At 43.6% G+C, this 25,220-nt stretch carries 23 protein-coding genes and 1 pseudogene; 22 read left to right on the top strand and 2 right to left on the bottom strand.

Going from position 1 to position 25,220, the window contains the following annotated elements:
* Nucleotides 1-377 precede the first annotated feature (377 nt).
* From H8S80_RS31025 to H8S80_RS30925, 21 genes and pseudogenes are all read left to right on the top strand, one after another.
* The gene (locus H8S80_RS31025) at nucleotides 378-1,703 is read left to right on the top strand and encodes a phosphoadenosine phosphosulfate reductase (protein WP_025531406.1); all 1,326 of its coding nucleotides are present in this window, start codon (nucleotides 378-380) and stop codon (nucleotides 1,701-1,703) included.
* Nucleotides 1,693-2,274 carry an IbrB-like domain-containing protein gene (locus H8S80_RS31020; protein WP_117633456.1) on the top strand — a complete coding sequence of 194 codons (582 nt, stop codon included), beginning with the start codon at nucleotides 1,693-1,695 and terminating at the stop codon, nucleotides 2,272-2,274. Before H8S80_RS31025 ends, H8S80_RS31020 begins: the two co-directional genes overlap by 11 nt.
* Nucleotides 2,275-2,506: 232 nt before the next feature.
* Nucleotides 2,507-3,214, top strand: a complete 708-nt coding sequence (gene vanR, locus H8S80_RS31015; protein WP_002602308.1) for a VanR-ABDEGLN family response regulator transcription factor — start codon at nucleotides 2,507-2,509, stop codon at nucleotides 3,212-3,214.
* A complete protein-coding gene (locus tag H8S80_RS31010) occupies nucleotides 3,201-4,349 on the top strand; it encodes a sensor histidine kinase (protein WP_117633455.1) in 1,149 nt (382 codons plus the stop codon). The genes vanR and H8S80_RS31010 overlap by 14 nt, the downstream gene beginning before the upstream one ends.
* A gap of 219 nt (nucleotides 4,350-4,568) precedes the next feature.
* Nucleotides 4,569-6,698 (top strand): extracellular solute-binding protein, encoded by a 2,130-nt coding sequence (locus H8S80_RS31005; protein WP_117633454.1) that lies wholly within the window; start codon nucleotides 4,569-4,571, stop codon nucleotides 6,696-6,698.
* A 33-nt stretch (nucleotides 6,699-6,731) separates the two neighbouring features.
* Nucleotides 6,732-7,343, top strand: coding sequence for a hypothetical protein (locus H8S80_RS31000; protein ID WP_117633482.1), 612 nt, complete (start codon nucleotides 6,732-6,734; stop codon nucleotides 7,341-7,343).
* 22 nt (nucleotides 7,344-7,365) lie between these two features.
* On the top strand, nucleotides 7,366-9,312 hold the full coding sequence (locus H8S80_RS30995; RefSeq protein ID WP_117633453.1) for an efflux RND transporter periplasmic adaptor subunit: 1,947 nt from the start codon (nucleotides 7,366-7,368) through the stop codon (nucleotides 9,310-9,312).
* Entirely contained in the window at nucleotides 9,302-10,543 is a 1,242-nt protein-coding gene (locus H8S80_RS30990; RefSeq protein ID WP_117633452.1) for a hypothetical protein, read from the top strand. The genes H8S80_RS30995 and H8S80_RS30990 overlap by 11 nt, the downstream gene beginning before the upstream one ends.
* Complete coding sequence (locus H8S80_RS30985; protein WP_117633451.1) at nucleotides 10,527-11,399, top strand: carbohydrate ABC transporter permease; 873 nt, start codon at nucleotides 10,527-10,529, stop codon at nucleotides 11,397-11,399. Before H8S80_RS30990 ends, H8S80_RS30985 begins: the two co-directional genes overlap by 17 nt.
* Nucleotides 11,396-12,235, top strand: a complete 840-nt coding sequence (locus H8S80_RS30980) for a carbohydrate ABC transporter permease (RefSeq protein ID WP_117633450.1) — start codon at nucleotides 11,396-11,398, stop codon at nucleotides 12,233-12,235. Before H8S80_RS30985 ends, H8S80_RS30980 begins: the two co-directional genes overlap by 4 nt.
* A 16-nt stretch (nucleotides 12,236-12,251) precedes the next feature.
* Nucleotides 12,252-13,370 carry an ABC transporter ATP-binding protein gene (locus H8S80_RS30975; protein ID WP_117633449.1) on the top strand — a complete coding sequence of 373 codons (1,119 nt, stop codon included), beginning with the start codon at nucleotides 12,252-12,254 and terminating at the stop codon, nucleotides 13,368-13,370.
* Nucleotides 13,363-13,956, top strand: coding sequence for a VanZ family protein (locus tag H8S80_RS30970; protein WP_002591375.1), 594 nt, complete (start codon nucleotides 13,363-13,365; stop codon nucleotides 13,954-13,956). Before H8S80_RS30975 ends, H8S80_RS30970 begins: the two co-directional genes overlap by 8 nt.
* Nucleotides 13,957-14,045: 89 nt before the next feature.
* A pseudogene (locus H8S80_RS30965) lies at nucleotides 14,046-14,587 on the top strand (DUF3795 domain-containing protein).
* Nucleotides 14,588-14,720: 133 nt separating this feature from the next.
* Nucleotides 14,721-16,031, top strand: a complete 1,311-nt coding sequence (locus H8S80_RS30960) for a phosphoadenosine phosphosulfate reductase (protein WP_006774512.1) — start codon at nucleotides 14,721-14,723, stop codon at nucleotides 16,029-16,031.
* Nucleotides 16,021-16,554, top strand: coding sequence for an IbrB-like domain-containing protein (locus H8S80_RS30955; RefSeq protein WP_002591378.1), 534 nt, complete (start codon nucleotides 16,021-16,023; stop codon nucleotides 16,552-16,554). Before H8S80_RS30960 ends, H8S80_RS30955 begins: the two co-directional genes overlap by 11 nt.
* Nucleotides 16,555-16,653: 99 nt before the next feature.
* A complete protein-coding gene (locus H8S80_RS30950; RefSeq protein ID WP_039891959.1) occupies nucleotides 16,654-17,415 on the top strand; it encodes an MBL fold metallo-hydrolase in 762 nt (253 codons plus the stop codon).
* A gap of 92 nt (nucleotides 17,416-17,507) precedes the next feature.
* Entirely contained in the window at nucleotides 17,508-17,972 is a 465-nt protein-coding gene (locus H8S80_RS30945) for a VOC family protein (RefSeq protein WP_006774514.1), read from the top strand.
* A gap of 287 nt (nucleotides 17,973-18,259) precedes the next feature.
* Complete coding sequence (locus tag H8S80_RS30940; RefSeq protein WP_006774515.1) at nucleotides 18,260-19,030, top strand: TraX family protein; 771 nt, start codon at nucleotides 18,260-18,262, stop codon at nucleotides 19,028-19,030.
* A 131-nt stretch (nucleotides 19,031-19,161) separates the two neighbouring features.
* A complete protein-coding gene (locus tag H8S80_RS30935; protein WP_039891960.1) occupies nucleotides 19,162-19,914 on the top strand; it encodes an inositol monophosphatase family protein in 753 nt (250 codons plus the stop codon).
* A gap of 1,007 nt (nucleotides 19,915-20,921) precedes the next feature.
* Nucleotides 20,922-21,362 (top strand): sigma-70 RNA polymerase sigma factor region 4 domain-containing protein, encoded by a 441-nt coding sequence (locus H8S80_RS30930; protein ID WP_006774517.1) that lies wholly within the window; start codon nucleotides 20,922-20,924, stop codon nucleotides 21,360-21,362.
* Nucleotides 21,352-21,558 carry a helix-turn-helix domain-containing protein gene (locus tag H8S80_RS30925; RefSeq protein ID WP_002591395.1) on the top strand — a complete coding sequence of 69 codons (207 nt, stop codon included), beginning with the start codon at nucleotides 21,352-21,354 and terminating at the stop codon, nucleotides 21,556-21,558. Before H8S80_RS30930 ends, H8S80_RS30925 begins: the two co-directional genes overlap by 11 nt.
* Nucleotides 21,559-21,946: 388 nt before the next feature.
* Here the strand turns inward: H8S80_RS30925 and H8S80_RS30920 are convergent, their stop codons facing one another.
* The gene (locus H8S80_RS30920; protein ID WP_006774518.1) at nucleotides 21,947-22,303 is read right to left on the bottom strand and encodes a hypothetical protein; all 357 of its coding nucleotides are present in this window, start codon (nucleotides 22,301-22,303) and stop codon (nucleotides 21,947-21,949) included.
* A 45-nt stretch (nucleotides 22,304-22,348) separates the two neighbouring features.
* The gene (locus tag H8S80_RS30915; protein WP_006774519.1) at nucleotides 22,349-23,536 is read right to left on the bottom strand and encodes a M20 metallopeptidase family protein; all 1,188 of its coding nucleotides are present in this window, start codon (nucleotides 23,534-23,536) and stop codon (nucleotides 22,349-22,351) included.
* Between the two features lie 561 nt (nucleotides 23,537-24,097).
* Here H8S80_RS30915 and H8S80_RS30910 point away from each other — a divergent pair.
* Nucleotides 24,098-25,060, top strand: coding sequence for a S1 RNA-binding domain-containing protein (locus H8S80_RS30910; RefSeq protein ID WP_070102369.1), 963 nt, complete (start codon nucleotides 24,098-24,100; stop codon nucleotides 25,058-25,060).
* The last annotated feature ends 160 nt before the right edge of the window (nucleotides 25,061-25,220 follow it).

Below are 25,220 nucleotides of genomic sequence, written 5' to 3'. Positions count from 1 at the left end.
CCTGTATCTGATAGTCTGAGACTAATCATATACCAAATGAGGGGGAATTGCAAGGTGGGAGAGGAAAAGCGGAGGGGGGCTTAAAAGGTGGACGCGATCGTAGCGTTTGGGGAAGGAAGTATGGGGCTTGATGAACTCCTTAACTGCCGAACCGGCATCAGGGCAGCACTACATCCATCAAATTATTCACAAATTGAGTACATATTATGTTGAATTTTTCTGCTCTCCATATTATTATTTTAGTAAGGTACATGATAAATGAGACAAGACAAAATGATAGTGGCAGTCATAGTCTGGTAACGTTAGAAGGATATATGGCGGCCCAACAGGCGCTATTGTACGTTTTATATATGAAAGATAAGGAGTTTATTAGAGACATGAGAAAAGAATACATTAATATGAATGTATTCGATGCACTGCAGAAGAGATTTGCGTTTTTATTTCAGGAATTTAAAAATATTTATATCTCATTCAGCGGCGGCAAGGATAGTGGTGTTCTTTTGAATTTGCTGCTGGATTACCGGAATAAGTATGCTTCAGATCGCGTGATTGGCGTATTTCATCAGGATTTTGAGGCGCAGTATACCGTGACTACGGACTATATTACCCGCACTTTTAAGCGACTGGAAAACGAATCTGGCATAGACCTTTATTGGGTCTGCCTTCCTATGGCTACCAGGACAGCACTGAGTAGTTATGAGATGTATTGGTATCCCTGGGATGAAACCAAACAGGATATATGGGTGCGTCCGATACCGGAGTATCCCTATGTCATTAATTTGGCGAAGCCTTTTACCCACTATCGTTACCGGATGCATCAGGAAGATTTGGCAAAGCAGTTTGGCCGGTTTTACAAGGAGGAGCATGGGAATGGCAGTACGGTCTGCCTGCTTGGTCTGCGGGCGGATGAATCTTTACAGCGGTACAGCGGTTTTGTCAATAAGAAATACGGATATCAAAACGAGTGCTGGATTTCCAGGCAGTTCAAAGACGTATGGTGTGCTTCACCCTTATACGACTGGTCAAATTCTGACGTATGGTGCGCTAATTATCGCTTCAATTATGATTACAATAATTTATATGATCTGTATTATAAGGCAGGATTAAAAATAGACCAAATGCGGGTAGCATCGCCTTTTAACGACTACTCCAAAGATGCTTTGAATCTATACCGCGTCATCGACCCGGAAATATGGGCGAAACTGGTGGGGCGGGTGCGCGGAGCAAATTTTGGTGCGATTTATGGAAAGACAAAAGCGATGGGGTATCGCAGTATTACGTTACCGGAAGATCATACATGGAAATCTTATACTCATTTTCTGCTGGATACATTGCCTGCCCGACTGCGGAATAATTATGTGAAAAAGTTTAATACTTCCATCCATTTCTGGCATGAGACCGGAGGTGGATTACCGGAGGAAACAATCCTTGAGCTTCTGGAAAAGGGATACCACATTCGGAGAAATGGTATCTCTAACTATACAATTAACAAAAATTCCCGTATTATTTTTCTTGGACCGATTCCCGATCATACCGATGATATCAAAAGCACGAAAGATATACCAAGCTGGAAACGAATGTGTTACTGTATTTTGAAAAATGACCATACCTGTCGATTTATGGGATTTGGGCTTACGAGGCAGGAACAAAAACGTGTGGATATTATTAAATACAAGTACGGAGGGATGATAAATGGTAAATAGGGAATTCAGAAGCCCAGTATACAGCATCATTGCGGTACCATTTGAAAAGATTGTACCCAATACCTATAACCCGAACAACGTGGCTCCGCCGGAAATGCAGCTGCTGTACAACAGCATCAGGTTGGACGGTTATACTATGCCGATCGTCTGTTATTATGTAAAAAGCAATGATAAATATGTGATTGTAGATGGTTTTCATCGTTGGCGGGTAATGCGGGATTACCCGGATATTTATGAGCGTGAGAAGGGGATGATGCCGGTTTCGATAATCGATAAACCGCTGTCCGACCGTATGGCCAGTACCATCCGTCATAACCGCGCCCGTGGAACACATGACGTGGACTTAATGAGTAATATCATTAAGGAGCTGCACGAGTTAGGACGTTCCGATGCATGGATTTCCAAACACCTGGGGATGGACCGGGATGAGATTTTGAGGCTCAAACAGATTACTGGCCTGGCTGCCCTGTTCCGCGATGTGAAGTTTGGACAGGCATGGCGGCCCGGGGAGGATTCGGTTCCAGATGAAGAGCCCTCTGGCAGTGGGAAAACAGATACAGATTACCAGTGAATAGAATGATAGCATTGGTAAAAAACTGGATATGAGTTTTAACCATTCAAACTCCACAGACGGTTTTGAATTAATTTTCAGGCCGTCTTTTTCTTTTTCTCCTACATGAGATTTAAATGGTAATTATGTGTATCTTAGGAAATAATTAATCATTTATCCAGTATATATAAACACATTGGTGCCACAAATTCGGTATAATATAGATGATTTAAACTGAAAGGAGTGTCATGCTTTGCTTGAAAAAATACTTGTTGTTGATGATGAGAAGGAAATTGCGGATCTGATTGAAGTATATCTTCAAAATGAAAATATGGATGTATATAAGTTTTATTCAGGGGAGGAAGCGCTTGTCTGTATTGGGAGTACGGACTTTGACCTGGCTATATTGGATATCATGCTTCCGGATATCAGTGGACTTTCGATATGTCAGTCCATACGAAGTAAGGAGTACACATATCCGGTAATCATGCTTACGGCAAAGGATGGAGAGACGGATAAAATTACCGGGCTTACGCTTGGAGCAGATGATTATATTACAAAACCGTTTCTGCCTCTTGAGCTTGTAGCAAGGGTAAAGGCCCAGCTTCGCCGTTACAAGAAATACAATGTGGGCTCAGCGGTTCCGGCAGCGAATGAAATCTTTAAATATGCCGGATTGACGATGAACATTAAGACGTATGAATGTCGGCTTAATGGAGAGACGCTGTCATTGACTCCTACAGAATTTTCCATACTAAGGATACTTTTAGAGCGAAGATGCAGTGTTGTCAGTGCCGAAGAATTATTTCATGAAATCTGGCAGGAAGAATACTATACCAAGAGTAACAATACGATTACTGTACACATCCGCCATCTTCGTGAGAAGATGAAAGATACCGGGGAAAATCCCAGATATATAAAAACGGTATGGGGGGTTGGATATAAAATTGGTGAAATTTAAAAAAGCAGAGTACAACTATTCAAAGCTCGGCCGTATTACGTTTATCCGGGGATTATGGATTACAGTGGGAGCAGTTGCTGCAGTCTTTGTACTGCGGATGCTGACACGCGGACACCTGGCAGATGCGATTGTTGAGTGGATTGCACGCATTCTTTCAATCAGTGAGAATGAAGCTGATTTAATATATTTCCAGATGGTGACTGCTAATATGCAGTTTATTCTTGCGTTGGTCATAATCATATTTGTTTTTTTGTTATTCCATATGCTGTTGGATACATATAAACGATATTTTGATGAGGTAGTAACAGGGATTGACAAGCTTATGGAAGAAAGGGCAGCCATTTCCCTGTCTCCGGAGTTGGAGAGTGTGGAGCACAAACTGTCTGATGTAAAGCGGACGCTTGCAGAACGGGCGGATAAGGCCAAGAGGGCAGAGCAGCAGAAGAATGATCTTGTGGTATATCTGGCTCATGATATCAAGACCCCACTGACTTCTGTAATCGGATATCTCAGCCTTTTGGATGAAACCCCGGATATGCCCGATGAGGAGAAAGCAAAATATATCCACACTGCATGGGAAAAGGCGAACCGGCTCAGGACTCTGGTTAATGAGTTCTTTGAGATTACCCGCAGTCACTCAGAATCTCTTCCGCTTCAAAAGACAAAGGTTGATCTTTACTATATGATTGCACAGATTTCAGATGAATTGTATCCGCAGTTAAATGCATGTGGAAAAATTATAGAGAATCATGTAGATGAGGATATATCTGTATATGGAGATTCTGATAAGCTGGCCAGAGTATTTAATAATATCCTGAAAAATGCCATCTCTTATAGTGAGGAAAACAGCGTTATCAAAGTATCAGCCAGAGAGCTTTCAGAATGGACTGTGATTCAATTTGAAAATGACGGGGAAATTCCGGAGGATAAGCTCAATGTGATTTTTGATAAATTCTGCCGTTTAAGCAATGCGAGATTAAGCGAAACGGGAGGCTCCGGCCTCGGACTTGCTATTGCAAAAAATATTATTTTACTGCATGGCGGACAGATAAAGGCTGAAAGCAGTAATGGACGCACTGCTTTCATCGTTGAAATCCCATCAGATTCATCTAAAATCTCTGTCACAGCATCTTAGAAAAAATCAATTTAAGTATGAAAATTGCCTGTTCATCAATGGTATGCTGGATTTACCTGATAGAACAGGCAATTCGCCTTAGGAATTTCTTAATCATTCTTTTACCATTCCATAGAAAATCAATTATTTCAAATTAAAAAACTGCCTGCTCATGAATGGTATGCTTAAACTGCCTGATAGAGCAGGCAATATTTATATGAAAGGAGGTAATTTTAGAGAATGGAGGTGGCTATGAGAAAGAAGATAAGACGGATTATTACAATTCTGGGAACAACAGCAATGATTTTTACCGTAACAGCCTGTGGGAACCGCATGGATACCATGCAGCCTGCGGCTTCCTATGTTGCAGACTTTTTTGATATTCCAGACACCGTGACAGGAATCGAAAGGCTTCTGCTCAAAGATGATATGGCCTATCTGTGCTGCCTGGAGGAAGATGGTACGTCCTATTTGGCAGCAATGGATATTGATGACGGCAAGTTTTTGAAACAGAATCTGGATCTGGATGCTTCTGTCTCGCTTCTGGATTTTGGCTTTGCCCCGGATAACAGTATCTGGGCGGTTTGCCTGGAGAAGGCAGGCGGTTATAGTTTAAGGAAATTTGACAACAGTGGTTCACAGGTCCAATCGGTTGACCTGGCCGGTGTGATGGACAGCCCGGTCATATCGGCAGTTGGAAGAGATTTGTTCCTTAGCATTGATATGGAGGGAAATATCTGTGTAGCTGCAAAAGGCGGTAATACGCTGGTCTATCTATTCGACAATAACGGCCGTTTCTTATTTTCTCTTGATTATGAGGGAAATCTTATGACAACCACAACGACTGCCGAAGGAAAGATTGGTATTTGTGCGACTTCCTCGGACCGTATGAACTATGATCTGCTTACCGTGGACATGGAGACTCAGGATTGGAGTAAAGATAAAATCTGTCTGGGAGCAACAGCAGGACTGTATGGAGGAGTGAACAAAGATTTCTATCGGTTTGATTCTTCCGTTTTGTATGGGTATGCTGCGGGAGCACAGGAGGGCATCCCTGTCTTTAACTGGTCGGATATGGGACTTGGCACATCAGAAGTTCAGCTTGGAGAATGCACGGATGGGCGTTTTGTGGTCCTGACAGCCTCATCCAATCAGACAGAGGTACTGTCATATGAAATGGCGGTGCTAACCGAGGGTGTGGATGAGAGAGAACTTTTGAGTATGGTGAGCCTGACTGCGACTCCTGGCCTTGTCCAGGCCGTATCCGATTTTAACAAAACAAACGACAGGTATAAGGTTGAGCTGACAGAGTATTTTCCGTATGCACAAAATGTTTCCAACGAGGAATGGGATAATGCCATTTTGAATCTTAATACACGGATCATCTCTGGTGATATGCCGGATATCCTGGATATGAGTAATTTGTCTGTACAGATTTATCAAAGCAAGGGGCTCCTGGAAGACCTTTATCCATATATGGAAAATGATCCGGAAATCCGGACAGAGGATTATTTTGAAAATGTCTTTGAAGCGATCAGCCTGGATGGAAAGTTACCTTATCTTACAGACGGAGTAGCCATATCCACTATGCTGGCTGGCGCGGATGTTGTGGATGGAAACAATGGCTGGACCATTCAGGATCTGGAAAAGGTCCTTGATACTTACGGAGCCAATTCCATAAACAATCTGTCTGGTGCTTCCTTCCTGAAAATCATGCTTCAGACAGATGGCAGTTTTATTGACTGGAACCTGGGTAAGTGCTCTTTTGATTCGCCTGAATTTGTAAAAATGCTGGAATTTGCCGGTAAAATACAGGAAAGCAGCCAGGACGGCTTTGGAGGAACGGAGATGAGTGATACCTATGCAGCGGCCTATGAAGCAGTGCTGAGCGTTTACCACATCACCAAGTACAGAAATTACTTCAATGGGAACCTGAAGTTTCTTGGACTTCCCGGAGACGGCGGTGAATACCATGCAATCAAACCTGAAGTGAAGGTTGGAATCTCCTCGTCCAGCACCCGGAAGGAAGGGGCATGGGAATTCGTCAGAACACTATTGACAGAGGACCACCAGATGTCCTGTATGATGCTTCCGATTCATCGAAGGGCGTTTGATAAGGTCACGCAGGCGGCGGTGGAAGGGAAATCTATCTGGACATGGATTTACGAAGATGGCAAGGCTGCAAAAGAAGATGCGGAGCTGACAAAGCAGCTTTTAAACAGCGCAGCCTATGTGGAGAATGACAATCAGACACTGGAAACACTTATATTGGAAGAGGCCGGGGAATATTTTTCAGGGGCAAGGAGCGCTCAGGAAACGGCTGAAAGAATTCAGAGCCGGGCCAGTCTTTATATCAACGAGCAAATGTAAAATTTTTATATGCAATGGAAAGGATTCAATATGATGAAAAGACAGCTTAAGAAAAGACAGTTTATGAAAAGAGGAATGATGGGGATATATGCAGCTATCTGCGCGGGGATGCTTTTGGCTACCGGATGTGCAGGTACGGAGCCAAATGTAAAAAAGGAAACAGAAAGAATAGAAGTGACAGAGAGTCAGGAAAGTAAACCTGTAAATACTGCCAGTAAGGAGGCTGAGGGGGAAGTCCCTGAGAAGCAGGAGGAGGTCCAAAATGAATCGCTTCTGCAAATTCAGGGCGGTGCCGGGAATGAGGACTTAGATACAATGGATACGTTTGCAGATGCGAATGACATGATGAAGTCTGCTGATTTGAGCGGCACAGCCGGCGAATGCTCGGATACCGGGTGCGTGATTAATACATCCCCCTTTGCGGATGGCACTTCATCTTCCGGAGATGGAGGCAGTATAACGGTTACTTATTCAGAAGACACAGTATTTCAAAGGGGAACCGTGAAATCGGATGGCAGCAGCTATTCTTTGGAGGGCAGTGAAAAAGACGGGATAGGAGATAACGATTTTGTACTGTGTTTTGGAAAGCAGCAGGCAGACGGCTCTTACCTGGCAGACAGAATCATTAAGATTGTATTCAATTAACCTGACAGGAGATGATACAGCTATGCGTTTACATATTGGGGAAAAAATCAGACAGCAAAAGGCCATGCTTATTTCCGGAAAGAAATACAGGCCCCTTATAGAAGAACGTGTACAGCGCATGGCTGTATATCTTATGATTGGATTTTTCACATTTATGTTTGTATGCACAATCATTTCCCGTGCATCCCATTCTTTTACAACTGCCCATGTTGCAGTGTCTTCCATGACAAGCAAAACGTTAATGAACAGGGCTGAAATGGAAGGGATTATCCATGCGGCAGCAGAAAAGGGGATTAGCCTTCCGGATGGCCTTAAGGTCGTGTCCGTCAATGCAGGGGAGGGCAAACCGGTAGACAGAGGTGAAATACTGATAGAATTTGATAAACCTTCCGTAGAAGAACAGATTAAGAAGCTGGAAGAAGAAATCCATATCCTTAACCTGAGAATCGATCTTTCAGCAGACAATGGCGGCAATGATGTGATTGAGGCACAGCGTAAGCTTGCAGATGCCCAAAAGGCGTATGAGCGCATTGCTGCGAAGTATGCCAGGACAGATATACGATTAAAAGAAGATTATGCAAAACTCGAAGAAACACTGGAAGATGCGGAAAAAAATCTTATTAAGAAGGCAGAAGAGCTTGTGAAAGAAGCTAGGGAAAACCTGGAAAACGTAAGGGAGGATGCGGAGGACGCCATCCGTGCCGCGGAACAGGCACTGGATGAGGAATCAGAAAATCTTGATGATGCAGAGGATAGTTATCAGCAGGCATTAGAAACGTATGAGCAGGCGAAAGAGGAACTTAATAAGGCAAACCAGAGAGTCAGCGAAATAAAGGAAGCAATTTCAGGGAAGCAGCCGGACGATGCCACGGATTATACGGAGGAGCTGAAGGCTGCGGAAGAAGAACTTTCCATTGCGCAAAAGGCATTTAACCAGGCAAAAAAGGAGCTTTCAAAAGCAGACTATACCTCATCGTCCTATGACAGGGCAGACGATAACCGGGACTCCATCAAGAGTCGCTGGAAACGTAAAATTGAAAAAGCCAAAGATGCTCTTTATAAAGCAGAAACAGTGCTGGAAGCAGTCAGGGAAGGAAAAGATTTTTCAGGTGAGTCCGCAGTCAGTGAGGCCCAGGCTGCCATTGATGCTGCAAGAGAAGCGTTAAACCGTGCCCGGCGTGAGTCTGAGGATAACCAATATTCTGAGGAGGAAGAACTTTATGCGGCGGGAAGGGCAGTTGAGACCGCGGAGGCAGCATTGGAAGATGCCCGGAGACAGTCTGATCTATTGCAGAAGGAAGAGGAGATTGACAGGCTTACCAATGAATCAGAGCGGTCAGATAAGGAAAAATCGCGTGCTGCATTGCAGGAAATTTTGGATAATGGGGGCTGCCTTTTGGCTCCGGCCCCTGGAACCGTGGTAAGGACGCTGGAACGTGGGGATCAAACAAAGGAGGGGGAAGATGCAGTCATACTTTCCTCTGCTGACAGAGGATTTGTTTTTGAAGGAAAACTGGATAAAGATTCAGCGCGCCGCTTTTCAGCCGGGGACAAGGGAGAGCTTTATTACAAATTGGATGGAAGCTCACAAAGAACAGATGTGGAGATTCAGTCTATCAGCACGCCCGACGAGTCGGACCAGGTTTTAGTAACTGCGGCTCTGCCGGAGGGAAGTTATTCTTCCGGTATGCCGGCACAGCTTTTTCTGAGCAGAAAGAGCGAGACGTATCAAAATTGTCTGCCTCTTACCGCACTCAGAAGTGATTCCGGCGGGGATCACGTTTTCGTACTCCGCAGACAAAGCTCCGTACTGGGAACAGAATGGGTCATTGCAAGGGTAGATATAACAGTAAAGGAAAGAGACAGTCAGATGATGTATGTTGATGGCGCGCTTACGTATTCGGATCAGGTAGTCATAAGCTCGAATAAGATCATATCGGAAGGAGACAGAGTCCGCATTGAAAATTGACAGGTTTGCCCATTACCGGGCGTTGACAATATCAGCATTACTGGCAGCGGTTCTTTGGTGTTTCGCCTGTTCTTTCTATAGTACGGCCATCGGTCACTGTACAAGTGTGAGCATTAAATGGGAAAAGGGCGGTGTCAGCCCCTCAGAGCTTATCAGGCAGCAGACGTATGCAAGGCAGGATGGAGCAGGAAACCAGCCGGAGGTCACCTTATGGGAGACATACCCGGAACAGGAGATAATGGCTTCAGATAAAAAGAAAATAAAGGCAGATATAGCTGCCGCCTTTGGAGACTGCGGGGATATTGTCTCCTCCATGATGGCTGCCGGTGCGTATCCGGCCAGATCGGATGCGTCTGGATGTGCCGTCAGTACCGGTTTGGCATTCTCCCTGTGGGGCAGTACCAATGTGATTGGGATGCCGGTAAAGGTGGAAGGAAAGCAGTTCTATGTCCGCGGCATATTTGAGGAGGAAGAACCCAGGCTGTTCTTACAGGCACAGGCGGAATCGGAAAAACTCTTATCCAATATGCAGCTGACATTTACAGGTCCGGGAGCAGGGGAGAGGGCAAGTCAGTATCTCTCATCGGCAGGTTTTCCGGAGGGACGGATTCTTGACCTGACATTATTTGCATGGGTACTTGACATGATATTCCGGCTTCCTGCGGTCATTCTGGCAATTGGTATCCTTGGACGCGTGATCGGGCATGGAAAAAGGCTATGCCATTATCCCCTTCTGCTGGCTCTTTATCTTTTAATCGCTTTCGGTATAAGCGCCGTATTATGGTTTTGTATAGACCTGCCTGAGTTTCCTTCCGAGTTTATCCCCACAAGGTGGTCTGATTTTGAGTTCTGGGGAAATCTGTTTAAGGAGCAGGGGAAAAATATGGTCTCCTGGATGGCGGCCGGACCTGCCTTCCGGGATATGGAGCTTTGGATCTCGTCATTTATGGCAGTGCTGCTTTCTATGTGTGCCTCTGCCTTTACGGCCGCCGCAGCAATGCTGGTATCCATACGCTCTTACAAAAGAATGATTGTCTATTGTGCGGCATATACGCTGACACTTTGCCTGATTTCATTCAAGATAGCCTCTGCTCACAATATGACCTTTTGTAAAGCAATGTATCTTCTGCCATGTCTTTGGATATGTGTGGATTTTCTCTTTTACTGTCTGAAAGAAACGCTTGCCGCCGATGTTCGTGAAGGGAGGATTTTGGATGAGGAAAAAACGTGAATACAGTGTTCCGATCCGGGAACAAATGGTACCATGGCTGTTTTTGCTGCCGAGCCTGCTGTTCGTAAGTATTATGGTGCTGATTCCTATGCTGGACGCTCTGCGCCGTTCCTTTTTCCTGGCTGCCAGTGACCGGTTTGTGGGATTTCAAAATTATCTGGCAGTACTGAAAAACCATGCGTTTAAGCTGGCGGCAGCCAATACAGCAAGATTTATCTTAGTCTGCATACCGCTTCTGTTACTCTTTTCCCTGGCTGTTTCTTTGATGCTGACCTCCTTCAGGGAAAAGCGCAGCATTTTCAAGACCTCGTTTCTTGTGCCCATGGCGATTCCCGTTGCTTCGATTGTTCTTTTGTGGCGGGTGATTTTTCATAAAAATGGACTTCTCAATGCATTCCTTGCACTTTGGGGTATGGTTCCGGTTGACTGGATTGGAAGTAAGGCAGCCTTTGGTGTGTTGGTGTTTGCTTATCTGTGGAAGAATTTCGGATATGATATGGTGCTGTGGCTGTCAGGACTCAGCGCCATAAATCCGGCATTATATGAGGCGGCGCAGATAGACGGCGCAGGAAGCCTCCAGCGGTTTGTAAGGATTACACTTCCCAATCTAATGCCCACATTATTTACCATTACCGTGCTGTCGCTGCTCAATTCCTTTAAGGTGTTCAGGGAGGCTTATCTGATTGCGGGAGGTTATCCGGATGACAGTATTTACATGCTTCAGCATTTATTTAATAACTGGTACGGCAATCTGGATGTGGATAAAATGTGTGCCGGAGCTGTGATGATGGCAATTCTGGTATTTATTTTAATATTACTGCTGCAAAAAATTATGAACAGAGGAGATAGGATATGAAAAAATGGCTTCTTGGCGTGCCCCTTGTTTTGATTGCGGTCTTTATATGGCTGCCTCTTTGGCTGCTGATATCCGGTACCTTTATGGGAGGGGCAGAGCTGTCTGAAAATCTTGCGCCAGTCCTGGAAGGCAGGGGAGGAACGGCTGTATGGCCTGTAATTGCGCGTTATCCGACAGTGGCGGCATATGTGGAACTATTATTGGATACTCCCCAGTTTTTTACGGTATTCTGGAATTCCTGCATGCAGGTTTTTCCAATCATACTTGGTCATGTCCTTTTGGGCGCACCTGCGGCATGGGCATTTGCTAAGTTTCACTTTCGCGGAAAAAAGATACTCTATACTTTGTATATTGTCCTGATGCTGATGCCATTTCAGGTGACCATGGTTTCCAGCTATCTTGTCCTGAATAAGCTGGGCCTGATTGATACCGTATGGGCGGTCATTCTGCCTGGTGCGGTATCAACGCTTCCGGTATTCATAATGACACGTTTTTTTATGGACATACCGGAGGCGGTCATGGAGGCGGCAGCCGTGGATGGGGCTTCCTCATTTCAGACATTTTTACGATTTGGGCTTCCGCTTGGCGCGCCGGGAATCCTGTCGGCTGTGGTATTAGGTTTTTTGGAATACTGGAACGCAATAGAGGCGCCTCAGGCATTTTTAAAAACCCAGGCGCTTTGGCCGCTGTCATTATATATGTCAAACATCACAGCGGATAATGCCGGGGTATCATTAATCGCGTCACTGATTACACTGATGCCTCCTCTTTTGATATTCCTGTTCGGTCAGAAATATCTGGAGCAGGGCATTATATCTTCCGGAATGAAAGATTAACACAGGGGATTAATTTATGGAAAACAGGAATTTTGCAGGCGATCTGCAGATAAGCAAGGTGAATAAATGGTATCCTGGAGATGTTCATGCTGTTAAGGATATGGATATGGAAATAAAGAGAGGGGAATTTATTGTATTTGTAGGCCCTTCCGGCTGCGGAAAGACAACGCTGCTGCGCATGATTGCAGGACTTGAGAGTATAAGCAGCGGCGAGGTCGTTATGGATGGCAGGATTGTGAACAAGGTTCCGCCAAAGAACCGCGATATTGCCATGGTATTCCAAAATTACGCCCTTTATCCCAATATGAAAGTAAAAGATAATATTGCTTTTCCCCTTAAAATGCAGCATATCGGCAAAACGGAAAGGGAGAAAAGGGTAGCAGAAGTGGCGCAAAAGCTGGAGCTGGATGCTCTGCTTGAAAGGAAACCGGGGGCCTTGTCCGGCGGCCAGCGCCAGCGTGTTGCCCTTGCGCGGGCCATGATAAGAAAACCCGGACTGTTTCTCATGGATGAGCCGTTAGCCAATCTCGATGCGAAGCTCCGCACAGAAATGCGCCGGGAGATTATAACGCTCCAACGGGAGCTGGGGGTAACAACCATATATGTCACCCATGATCAGACGGAGGCAATGACGATGGGGACGCGCATCGCCGTAATAAGCGGCGGTGTTTTACAGCAATTTGGAACACCGCAGGAAATATATAGAAATCCGGCGAATCTGTTTGTTGCTGGGTTCATAGGCTCACCCAATATGAATGTGTGGGACACAGAGCTTATTTCAAATAACGGACAACATTATCTGACCCTGGGAAATGCCCGTATTCCGATGGGTAAAAGCGGTCTGGACGCAAGAGGACTGCAGGGGCCCATTAAGGCAGGTATCCGTCCCGAACACATTGTGCCGGCGGCACCGGACGATCCTCATGCAGTGCGGATGAAAATCAGCATTTTAGAAAATACCGGGCGTGAAGCGGCAGTTTTCCTCACCGGGGCTGATATACCGGATATGACGATGGTAACAGGCGCGGATTTCTCAGGCCGGGCCGGGCAGGAGGTATATATTCGGCTAAAGCCGGAAAAGATACTTCTATTTAATACAGAGACAGGATGTGCATATGGAGATGTTTATGTATAGAATATATTCAACAGGGATAGAAACTGCGGCTGCATCAGCGATACTGATACCGATTCTTTTTTTATATCATATATTTATATTTCATAACATAAAAAAGACGGCAGCCTATATACTTTTTTCATTATATCTGGCTGCAATATGCTTTTTAGTGGGATTTCCCAATATAGCAGGGATGAGAATCGTTTTATCTCATAACTTTATTCCTCTGCGTGGGATGTTGACCGATATAACGAACAGCTATCTGAATGTTTTGCTTTTTATCCCATTAGGTATATTTGTTCCATGCTTATGGCCCGAATACAGAAGTATGATGAAAACAGTGGGCTTGGGCCTGATGACATCACTGGGTATTGAAATACTGCAGATATTTACCTTTCGCGCAACCGATATAAATGATGTGATAACGAATGTGGCAGGTACAATGATAGGATATTTAATAGGAAAATTGATTATTAATCGGTTTCCACAATTAAACTGGCTTGGCTGCAAGGAACGTGAGTTATATCTTTTATATGTAACGGTTGGCGTAGTAATGTTTTTTTCCCAGCCGTTTATTCAGTCTGTATTAGGTAATTTCTCTTTATAGGGAATTGCCTGGCAGCACAGGAGATGTTACAATGATAAAAAACAAGGAAAGAGGGAAACACAGGTGTGTAAACCGTTTAGGGAGGCAGCATGAAAGGATTCCATCGACAAAATAAATTATTTTCTCTCTGTGGATTGAATTGTGGGCTTTGCCCTATGTATTTGAATAAAAATTGTCTCGGTTGTGGTGAGGAAAATCACTCATGTAAAATAGCAAGGTGCAGTATGGAACATAATGGGATAGAGTATTGCTTTCAATGCAATGAATACCCCTGCGAAAAATACGAGAAGATAGACAAATTTGATTCTTTTATTTCACATCGAAACCAGAAGAGCGATTTAGAGAAGGCCCGGCAGATTGGGATTGAAGCTTACAATGCAGAGCAGGAAGAAAAGGTAGAAATACTGGGCACTCTTCTTGCAGGATATAATGATGGCCGTAAAAAGACCTTATTTTGTGTTGCAGTAAACCTTCTGAAGATTCATGAACTGAGAGCGGTACTTGGAAAAATTGAGAACAGATCCGATTTGGAAAACCTGACGCTCAAAGAAAAAGCGCTTTTACTGCTTGGTTGCTGAAGGCGGAAGCAGAAAAGAATAATATTGACTTGAAACTGCGAAAGAAAAAGTGAGAATTTGGATACAGACATCGTTCATTAATGGATAGTGAGGAATTGAGAATCGAAGTGAGTTCATCGAAATGTATCCGGTTCTTGGAAAGGACAGAAGAAGAGAGGTGTATTTTTGGTAAGAGAGTATCTGCATATGAATGTTTATGATGCGTTTTTAGCGCGGATGCATTTTCTCTTTGAGGAGTTTGATCATATCTATGTCTCTTTTTCCGGAGGCAAGGACAGCGGTTTGCTGCTCAATCTGGTTCTGGATTATCGGAATCAGCATTATCCGGAAAGGGCCATTGGCGTGTTTCATCAGGACTTTGAGGCACAGTATACGGTGACGACTGAGTATGTGGAACGCACCTTTGAACGGATTCAGGATCAGGTTGAGCTTTATTGGGTCTGCTTGCCCATGGCCACCAGAACCGCATTAAGCAGCTATGAGATGTACTGGTATCCATGGGATGATACGAAGAAGGAACTCTGGGTCCGGGAGATGCCACAAAAAGAATATGTCATCAATCTGGAAAATAATAGAATGACTACATATCGTTACCGGATGCACCAGGAAGATTTGGCAAAACAATTCGGGCGCTGGTACCGGGACGCCCATGACGGCGGAAAAACAGTATGCCTGCTTGGAAATCGGGCAGATGAATCTTTACAGCGGTACAGCGGGTTTTTGAATAAAAAATATGGCTATAAGGATACCTGCTGGATCAGCAAACAGTTTAAAGATGTCTGGTGTGCCTCCCCTTTATACGACTGGTCTACGGATGATGTATGGCACGCCACCTATTTATTTGGTTATGACTATAACCGCCTGTATGATCTCTATTATATGGCTGGACTGAAGCCCTCGCAGATGCGTGTGGCCTCCCCGTTTAATGACTATGCGAAGGATGCCCTGAATCTATACCGCGTCATAGACCCGGAGATTTGGTGCAAGCTTGTAGGGCGTGTACAAGGCGCAAATTTCGCTTCCATTTATGGAAAGAGCAAAGCGATGGGCTACCGGAATATTACTTTGCCAGAGGGGCATACATGGAAATCTTATACGAAGTTTTTATTGGATACACTGCCCAAAAGGCTGCGGAATAACTACGCTAAGAAATTCAATACCTCTATCCAGTTCTGGCATGGGACAGGCGGTGGGTTGGACGAGTCTGTAATTCAGGAGCTTCAGGAGAAGGGGTATCAAATTAGACGAAACGGTGTTTCCAATTATACATTGAACCAAAAATCACGGATTGTATTTGTGGGACCCATACCGGATCACACGGACGATATCAAATCCACAAAGGATATCCCCAGTTGGAAGCGGATGTGTTACTGCATTTTGAAAAATGACCATATCTGCCGCTTCATGGGATTTGGGATGACACGGCAGCAACAGAAACGGTTGGATATGATACGCCGTAAATACAAAAGTATAGAGGAATTCGATTATGAAGTATAAAAGCCCAGTTTATAATGTGATAGCTGTTCCAATAGAGAAGGTACGGCCCAATAACTACAATCCAAATAAGGTTGCTCCGCCGGAAATGAGGCTGCTTTATGAGAGCATCAAAGAAGACGGATATACGATGCCGGTCGTATGCTATTATGTAAAATCGCAGGATATTTATCTGATTGTGGACGGCTTCCACCGGTATCAGGTGATGATGGATCATCCGGATATCTACGAGAGAGAACAGGGATTGCTGCCGGTTTCTGTCATTGAGAAACCGATTGATAAACGTATGGCCAGCACCGTTCGCCATAACAGGGCACGAGGCACTCACGATGTGGATCTGATGAGCAACATCGTAAAGGAACTTCATGAGTTTGGGCGATCAGACGCCTGGATCTCAAAGCATTTGGGAATGGATAGAGATGAAATTTTGCGTCTCAAGCAGATTACAGGTCTTGCCGCGCTATTCAGGGATATAAAATTTGGAGAGGCGTGGCGCCCTGTAGAGGAAGAGACGGAAAAAGAGTAAATAATATTAATGAGTGAAAGTAATAAACGCCCTTTGGCAGAAAAATAAGTGATGTTCTGCAAAGGGAATCAGATATTAATTATGGAGGTATGCTTGCAAATGGATAAATGGTTCACGATTGATCAGATTGATGAAGATACATATATTATCAGCGAATACCGGCATTGGGAGGAGACGCATTGCTATCTGTTAAATGGATCCAGCCGCAGCTTATTGATTGATACGGGTCTGGGAATCTGCAATATTTATGATGAAGTAATGAAGCTGACAAATAAGCCTGTTACGGCCGTTGCCACCCATATTCATTGGGATCATATTGGGGGTCATAAGTTTTTTCCGGACTTTTATGCCCATGCGGAAGAATTGAGCTGGCTGAACGGTGAGTTTCCTCTGACAATAGAAACAATCAGAGAGATGGTGGCAGACCGCTGCGATTTACCAGACGGTTACGATACAGGCTTTTATGAGTTTTTCCAGGGAACGCCAACAAAGGTACTGGAGGATGGAGAGAACATTGAATTAGGTGGACGGAATATACAGGTATTGCATACACCGGGCCATGCTCCGGGGCATATGTGTTTCTGGGAATCAGACAGAGGTTATCTGTTTACCGGAGACCTGGTTTACAAGGACACTTTATTTGCCTATTATCCGTCAACAGACCCGGACGCATACCTTGCTTCTCTTGAAAAGATTTCGGAGCTTCCGGTCAAAAAGGTTTTTCCTGCGCATCATAGTTTGGATATTCAGCCGGAGATTTTAATTAGAATGAGAAATGCGTTCAGGCAGTTACGGGAAGATGGTAAATTACATCACGGCAGCGGTACATTTGACTATGGAGATTGGGCAGTATGGTTATAAAGAGAAGGAAGCAGTATAATTTTATTTAGTTGCGTGCTATACAAAAGGCTTTATCAGAAATAAAGAACAGCTATAGATTGAGGAGCGTTTATATGAAGTATGTATGTACAGTAATATCGGTAGCGGACATCAGCGCCGCAAGAAAGTTTTATGAGGAACTGTTCGGGGTAGAAGTCTATCAGGATTACGGAAGGAATATCGCTTTTACCTGCGGTCTGGCATTACAGCAGGATTTTGACTGGCTGGTAAGTATACCAAAGGAAAAGGTACTGAAGAAATCCAACAATGCGGAGATCGTCTTTGAGGAACAGGATTTTGATGGTTTCCTGAATAAGCTGAAAGCATACTCGGACATCGAATATTTGGGAGAAGTCATTGAGCATAGCTGGGGACAACGTGTAATCCGGTTCTACGATTTGGACGAGCATCTCATAGAGGTTGGAGAGGATATGCAGATGGTAGTAAAGCGGTTCCTTGCTTCTGGAATGACTATGGAAGAAGTCTCTGCAAAAATGGACGTATCCATTGAGGATTTAACAAAACTTCTAAATAGCTAATGTGCAGCGGGCATATAAATAAATTGAAATTTTGAGGAGAGTAAAATTAAATGTTAGACAGGACGATACCATTTTATAACGCTATTCTTCGGTGTGATCGTTATTTAACCACTACACCAGTTTTGCATATCCAAATGAATTTCCTAAAGAAAGGCCACGCAAGAAGATTGATGATGTAGTGGAGTGGAGAAAGTAATTTGTCAGAATAATAACTTCCAGTTTGTTGAACTGAAAAATTTGAATTGATTTATCTGCAATGAATATGAAAACAAAAGGACAGAAACCATATGAAAACAACACAAAATTTAATGCGGGTGAAGGAGCTATTGCTTACCCCACCCACGTTTTCAGATAATAAGGCCCGACTGCAAACGAATCTGGATACTGATTTTCTCAAACTAATCGCCATTGTTTCAATGCTCATCGACCACATCGGCAGCGTCTTTTTCCCGGAGGTAAGGGTGCTGCGTTGGATCGGACGGCTGGCGTTTCCGATTTTCTGTTATTGCATGACAGTGGGCCTGCTATATACTCATGATATCAAGAAATATTTATTCCGTTTGGGAATATTTGCACTGATTTCTCAACCCTGTTATATCTTTGCCTTTCATCCGTATGACTTTTGGTCGCAGTTTACTAACTGGAATATCTTCTTTACTTTGTTTCTAAGCCTTTTGGCGATGTATGGATGGAAAGAACGCAAATGGTGGCTGTTCGCACTGACCTTTTTTGTGATTTCATGGTGGAACTTCGACTACTCCAGCAACGGAATTTTTTTGATGCTGGTGTTCTATCTTTGCCGCAACAATCCGGTAGTAGGGGCCATGTTCTATCTGCTGTTTACAGTTCTGCCAGCGCTTTTCGCCCGCCCCGGTGATTTTCGGAATCTCACCTTGGGTGGTCTTACATTTGATTGGACTTTTGCAATGGCCTTTGCCGCTTTGTTTATCTTCCCCTGTACCCATACAAACCTGAAGGTTCCACGTTGGTTATTCTATGCCTTTTATCCGATTCATTTGCTAATTATTGGCCTAGTTCGGCTGGTTCTCAAGGTATAATGTTAAGCTTTGTCAATTCATGTTTGTCGTGTTCTTTCAAACCTTATTTTCTTAACCCTTTAAATTAATAAGCATGGTTTGCAAATCTCTATTTTGCAACCAGGTATTTGATGCCTATGGAGGAAACGCATATGGATATTCAGAAAATTATCAGTTTAGTAACAAAAACGCAAGGGCTAATTAAAAACCGTGAAATGGCCGCTCATGTAAAAGAGAAAGGTCTTGCAGATTATGTAACGCAGGTAGATATTGCCGTACAGAATTTCTTAAAAAAGGAACTGTTTGCCCTTGCGCCGGATATTCAATTCCTTGGAGAAGAAACCGGATTGCAGGAAATAAAAGCGGATAGCTTTTGGATTTTAGACCCTGTTGACGGGACGACAAACCTTATGCACGACTATCAGCACAGCGTTGTATCTTTAGCCCTTTGCCGCCAGGGGGATATTATTATGGGAATTATATACGATCCCTTCCGCGATGAAGTGTTTTCTGCAATTAAGGGAAAGGGCAGCTTTCTAAATGGGCAGCCCATACATGTATCAAATGCAGAAAAACTATCCGACACAATGATTGGGCTGGGAACAGCAAAAAGAGAAGTGGCCGATGAAAATTTTGCCCGGTTCCGCAGGGTGTTCGGTCAGTGCCAGGATGTCCGCAGGATTGGCTCTGCCGCTCTGGAACTGGCATATACCGCCTGCGGCAGACAGGGAGGCTATTTCGAGATATATCTAAATCCCTGGGACTATGCAGCCGGCATGCTGATGATTCAGGAAGCAGGAGGCAAGGTAACTGATTTTACAGGAAAACCGCTTGAACCGAAAAAGGGGAGCAGTGTGGTGGGAACAAATGGATTTATCCATACAGAACTGTTAAAGTTACTGTAAGCTATGTGTTCACTTGGGTACCCTGATGTAGGAGAAGGTTAACTTCTGGGTATCATCATCTCGAAGCGAAAAATCAGAAGCCAGTCCAGAAAGTGGTGGAACTAACAATGTTCTATTCAATTCTCGGAAAATGCGGACTTAAATGTGGAGGCGGTTTACCAATTGCAAGAGCCGCGAACATCCTATCAGTCATGGCTAATGTAACTTTAGATAGGATAAGATTCTAGCTGCTGGTAGTCAGGTGCTTTGTTGTGTGGAAACTATTCTGTCCTTAGGGAGGAGGAGAATTATAATAGAGTACTGGAGTTCCTTTGAGTCTCATTTCCTTTGAGAATTTGAACAGATAGAGCCTCGTTGAAAATCCTATAGTATACTGACTAAAAAAATGTGAGCAGATGACTATTAGGATAATTTATTAAGCCTGAGCGAATTATGAGACCGTGTGTGCAGTTCAAATGTTATGATGATTATCTAAAATTGGCTTATCAAAGAGCGGGCTGGTAATCTGTTTTTGGAGGCGTTATGAAAGGCTTTGAGAGACAAAACCAACTGCTATCCCTCTATGGATTGATTTGTAGGCTTTGCCTATGCTATTAATTAAGAATTGTCGGTATTTCTTACGGGTGTTGTAGAAAAAGCAGCGTATCAAAAACCAATAAATTAGCTGATGGTCTGGACTCTTCAAGTACATTACCTCTTTATGGATGATGGACATTATTTTATTAAGTTAATATAGAACCGGAAATTAAACATAAACTATTATCCCTAAATATAAAGGTATATAACTTAGAGAAAGGAAGAGTAGCAAAGAGCCAAAGACTTAAAGAATGCGATATAGCAAAAAGCCAATATCAACAATTCTTTTTAAGGGGAACAGTACAAAGCTGTTCCTCTTTTGTTTTCAAAATAACAGTATACACCCTCATGAGCAGGGGAATATATAGGACAAAGGTCCGTGGCCCACCATAGTCTTTCTGAAAAGAGATAATTCTACATTCGGAGGGACTATGAAAGTGAAAAAGAAAGATAATATCAGATACCGTTTTACGGGGTATGTATTAGCAGCTTTAAAACGTGCCAAGAGAGATTACATATGCCGTGAAATAAAAATAAGCAATCATGAAAGCCCGTTAGAGAAGCTGCTTCCAGAACCGTTGTGTGATATAACGGACAGTAAGCCATTTTTATGGGAAGAAACGGAGCAGATTCCACTGATACCGGATGAAGTTCGTCAGTATATGGAAAGCCAGATTGGTGAGTCAGGAGAAACGGCGCTTGATGCTCTGACAGATATGGAAATTCTTGTAGTGTTTATGAAGGTTTTTAGACAGCTGACATATCAAGAAATCGGCAGGCATTTGGGCATGGACTATAAAAAGGCCGCCTCTGTTTTCAACTATGCGAAGAAAAAAATGAGGAAAGGATGGAAAATACGCAATGAATTTTAAAGAACTGTTAATGAAGGCTAAGCAGGGAGACAAGGGGGCAAGGGAGGAACTGTTTTTGATGTACCGTCCCATGGTGTTAAGCAGGTCCAGAATCAAAGGAATATTTTCAGAGGACTTATATCAGGAACTTTCTAAGACCTTTGTATCCTGTATTGAACAGTTTTCTATTGAGGGGACTGAAAACGAGCAAAAATAAGACTGAATTTCCTTCTTAATCCGCAGTTAACGACAGGAGGACCAGTAACTATGAGTCTTTAAGGAGACAGAGAGTAAGGGAATACAGCATGCAGAGGCAGGGGTATTCCCTTTTCCTTTAATAGCAATTATCTTTATGTATGCTGCTACATTTATTTCAAGGGTATCTGATACTTGTCCCTTAAGCAGCTTAATAGCAATAGGGGGAGTCAGGACCATAATAAAGACTAGACAAGCACTAAGAAGAATTATCTTTGTGCCTCTAAAACTTAGCTTTACACGCTCATTTTACGTGCAATACAAACAGGACGCCTGTCTGAATCGGCAGACAACTTAATGAGTCAGCGCTTTGGGGACTAGGAAAGCCGCCCAAAGGCGGCTCCTAGCTTTCAGCATTTTACAAAATAGTAGAACTCTATGTCATCTATCGTAATCCACACATATGGATTGCCCAATATGTCCCTTACACCGTTTACAACCTGTGTGAACGCTTCATGGAATTTTTCATAACTTTCCACTTCGACAGGATTCCATATAATTATAAAGTTAGCGGTCAAACCATCCAAATCAGGTCCTCGTTTATCCCCACAAAGGAAATAAGATTCGCTTAACCATGCATTTACATATATGCCTGTACTCGCGTATACTTTTTTGGCGGCCTTTCCCCAAATCTTAACCAGGATGTTCTGAGTGGCAATTTCCGGTATTAGTCCCGCAATGACAACGGTATATCGTTTTGTACGCATATGAATAACCTTTTTTATTAGTATATTCAGTAAACAAAGAAAAAGTTATTGGCTATGGTTTCGCAGCCAGTTTATGGCATTTGATGCGTAAAGTGCACTGCCTAGGGAAAGAATCTCCTCATTAAATACAACGTGGTCATTATGCATCGGTTTGCCGAATAGCGGATTTTCCTCTGGGGTTCCGGCGCCTATTAACATATAGCAGCATGGCCGCTCATAAGTATAAGAGGCGAAATCCTCTGACCCCATACCGCCTTGTGTAAACAATTCTATTTTATAAGGCTCATAGCATTCCTTCATGTAGCTGGCAAGCTCCTTGACCATTTCACTGTCATTTTGCAGCGGTGGTGCGGAAGCAATTTCTTTCACACAAGCTTGTCCGCGAAAGAGAGAAGCTGTCTGAATGGAGATTTCTTCAATTCTGTCAAAGATATATTTGGATATCTTGCAATCCATTGCACGGATGGTTCCCTCCAGAATCACATCTTCAGGGATGATATTTGGAGCTTCGCCGGCAGAAAACCTGCCAACGGTAAGTGCGGCAGGTTGGGTGGGAGCAATTTCTCTTGCAATGATTTCCTGGAGAGACAGATAAACATGGGCCGCAATATTGATGGGGTCAACTCCGGTTTCCGGCATTGCACCATGGCAGCCAGTACCTTTTATATGGATCTGAAATAAAGTACACCCAGCCATGCAGGTGCCTGAACCACACATAACTGTTCCAGATGGAATGCCGGAAACAACATGGAAAGCAATGCCTGCATCTACATGGGGATTTTCCAAAACACCGGCCTTAAGCAATGCCTTTGCTCCGGTGAATCCCTCTTCGTCAGGTTGAAATATCAGTTTGACGGTTCCAACCAGATCCTGCTGGTATTGTTTTAATAATTTAGCTGCGCCCAGAAGCATAGTTGTGTGCATATCGTGTCCACATGCATGCATATAGCCATTTTCAGAGGCAAATGGAACGGGAGCAGCTTCTTTAATCGGAAGAGCATCCATATCAGCGCGAAGAAGGATTGTTTTGCCGGGCTGCTTACCAGATATAGTGGCAATAACAGCACTTTCGCATATTTTCTGAGGACAATATCCATACTCTTCCAATTTACTAAAAACAAATGATTGGGTTCGTGGTAAGATAGAACCTATTTCAGGATATTGATGTAATGTTCTTCTGATTGATATAAGTTCTGGGGTTAGCTGTTTTGCAGACTCAAAAATTGATTTCATATTAATATCCTCCGGGTTAATATTGACTGAATTTTAAGAATATGAAAATGGTTTGTTTCACATGTTTCTGTTTATGAAGTATATCATAAAAAGTGAAAAGAATGTGAAGTCATATGATAAATAAAACAATGAATTAAAAAAGAAAGTGTCTGGAATAGTATGTATGAATAGCACGAGTTGTATGCGAGTTGGAGCCGTATTCAGCAGAACATATAAATAAAGGTAGTAACTGGGAATGATAACAAGGAGGAAGGGATGATAGAATGCTGCATTTAAATGCGAATGATTACAAGAAATGTAAATATTGTCCATCTGACGTTGGAGGGACAGGAGGATTTATATCAGGAACTGTCCAAACCCTTTCTAAACTGCATTGATAAGTTTTTGATTGATGTCACCGAAAAAGGACCAAAAAGAGACTGATTTGCGTCCTGACATGAATTGACATGCGATTTTCAATCTTTTATAATGATATCATCGGATTTGAAAATCTGGATAGAGAAAGCAGCTGGTTCGCCGGCTGCTTTTTCTGACTCAAAAAACAAGAAAGGTGGTATATGCATGAGGGAAGACAGTGAAGGTCGTCTGGCAGAGGAGGTGCAGGAGAGGGAAAAGCGTGTACATGTCCAGCCAATGGGAATCCTTACCGTAGATGCTTCCGGAGCAGCGGCAAGGCAGGAGAGCGGGGATATAACCTGGCATGAGATGGTGAATGCCTACCGCACAAAGAAAATCCTGTCTGGAGGATTAAGTGGTATCGAGCGCCTGGATGGCGGATGGGTAGTAGCAGTCGTCTACTATAAAGATTACCGTGTATTAATCCCCATGGAAGAAATGATGATTAACTTGGAGGGAGACGGAAGAGAAAATTCCAATACGTTAAACCGCCAGACCCGTCTTGCTAACAACATGCTGGGCGCAGAACTGGATTTTATAATCCGGGAGATGGAGGAAAAGTCAAGGAGCGTGGTTGCGTCCAGAAAAGAGGCAATGCTTCGTAAACGCCAGCAGTTTTACCTGGGACAACAGGAGGGCCCCCCTATGATTGTGCCTGGCCGTGTTGTGGAAGCGCGAGTTATTGCCGTGGCACAGAAAGCGGTCCGGTTAGAGGTCTTTGGCGTGGAATGCTCCTTAAAAGCGAGGGATATGTCCTGGGAATGGATGGCAGATGCCAATGAGAAATTCTCCATCGGGGATGTTGTCAGCGTGATGATGAAGAAGATATCCGGAGATTCGATTGAGAATCTGAAGGTAGAGGTAAGTGCCAAAGAGGCAAAGACCAATGTCAACAAGGAAAATTTAATGCGCCTGCGCCGCCAGGGAAAATATGTAGGAAAAATAACAGATGTATTTAAGGGCACCTATTTTATCCAACTGGACTGCAGGGTCAATGCGGTGGCACATTCCTGTAATACAGCCAGCCTTCCGGGGCAGGGAGATGAGGTCGGCTTTCTGGTAACCAGAATTAACGATGAGCGGGAAGTGGCAGAGGGGATTATCACAAGAATTATTAAAAGAAAATAGGAATTTTGTACCTGAGACAGTACCAGATGCTGTCTTTTTTACTTTCTAGGAAACTTCGCAAATCGGCCAAGATAGTGTATAATGGACTTGAAATAAAAAATCACATAACAAAAGAGCGAATGTAGTGATTCGCCACGACGTTGATTATGTAGTTTTTTGT

Source organism: Hungatella sp. L36, from assembly GCF_014288035.1.
The sequence above is the reverse complement of the archived record's forward strand: the minus strand, read 5'-3'. Positions and strand labels throughout refer to the sequence as shown.

What these genes read in the sequence shown, in the direction of transcription:
- H8S80_RS30910 (WP_070102369.1), top strand. Translation starts at nt 24,098, where the DNA reads ATGAGGGAAGACAGTGAAGGTCGTCTGGCAGAGGAGGTGCAGGAGAGG.
- H8S80_RS30980 (WP_117633450.1), top strand. Translation starts at nt 11,396, where the DNA reads ATGAAAAAATGGCTTCTTGGCGTGCCCCTTGTTTTGATTGCGGTCTTT.
- H8S80_RS30970 (WP_002591375.1), top strand. Translation starts at nt 13,363, where the DNA reads ATGTATAGAATATATTCAACAGGGATAGAAACTGCGGCTGCATCAGCG.
- H8S80_RS31000 (WP_117633482.1), top strand. Translation starts at nt 6,732, where the DNA reads ATGAAAAGACAGCTTAAGAAAAGACAGTTTATGAAAAGAGGAATGATG.
- H8S80_RS30935 (WP_039891960.1), top strand. Translation starts at nt 19,162, where the DNA reads ATGGATATTCAGAAAATTATCAGTTTAGTAACAAAAACGCAAGGGCTA.
- H8S80_RS31025 (WP_025531406.1), top strand. Translation starts at nt 378, where the DNA reads ATGAGAAAAGAATACATTAATATGAATGTATTCGATGCACTGCAGAAG.
- H8S80_RS31020 (WP_117633456.1), top strand. Translation starts at nt 1,693, where the DNA reads ATGGTAAATAGGGAATTCAGAAGCCCAGTATACAGCATCATTGCGGTA.
- H8S80_RS30955 (WP_002591378.1), top strand. Translation starts at nt 16,021, where the DNA reads ATGAAGTATAAAAGCCCAGTTTATAATGTGATAGCTGTTCCAATAGAG.
- H8S80_RS30950 (WP_039891959.1), top strand. Translation starts at nt 16,654, where the DNA reads ATGGATAAATGGTTCACGATTGATCAGATTGATGAAGATACATATATT.
- H8S80_RS30960 (WP_006774512.1), top strand. Translation starts at nt 14,721, where the DNA reads ATGAATGTTTATGATGCGTTTTTAGCGCGGATGCATTTTCTCTTTGAG.
- H8S80_RS30995 (WP_117633453.1), top strand. Translation starts at nt 7,366, where the DNA reads ATGCGTTTACATATTGGGGAAAAAATCAGACAGCAAAAGGCCATGCTT.
- H8S80_RS30925 (WP_002591395.1), top strand. Translation starts at nt 21,352, where the DNA reads ATGAATTTTAAAGAACTGTTAATGAAGGCTAAGCAGGGAGACAAGGGG.
- H8S80_RS30985 (WP_117633451.1), top strand. Translation starts at nt 10,527, where the DNA reads ATGAGGAAAAAACGTGAATACAGTGTTCCGATCCGGGAACAAATGGTA.
- H8S80_RS30930 (WP_006774517.1), top strand. Translation starts at nt 20,922, where the DNA reads ATGAAAGTGAAAAAGAAAGATAATATCAGATACCGTTTTACGGGGTAT.
- H8S80_RS30940 (WP_006774515.1), top strand. Translation starts at nt 18,260, where the DNA reads ATGAAAACAACACAAAATTTAATGCGGGTGAAGGAGCTATTGCTTACC.
- H8S80_RS31005 (WP_117633454.1), top strand. Translation starts at nt 4,569, where the DNA reads ATGGAGGTGGCTATGAGAAAGAAGATAAGACGGATTATTACAATTCTG.
- H8S80_RS30920 (WP_006774518.1), bottom strand. Translation starts at nt 22,303, where the DNA reads ATGCGTACAAAACGATATACCGTTGTCATTGCGGGACTAATACCGGAA.
- H8S80_RS30945 (WP_006774514.1), top strand. Translation starts at nt 17,508, where the DNA reads ATGAAGTATGTATGTACAGTAATATCGGTAGCGGACATCAGCGCCGCA.
- H8S80_RS30915 (WP_006774519.1), bottom strand. Translation starts at nt 23,536, where the DNA reads ATGAAATCAATTTTTGAGTCTGCAAAACAGCTAACCCCAGAACTTATA.
- H8S80_RS30975 (WP_117633449.1), top strand. Translation starts at nt 12,252, where the DNA reads ATGGAAAACAGGAATTTTGCAGGCGATCTGCAGATAAGCAAGGTGAAT.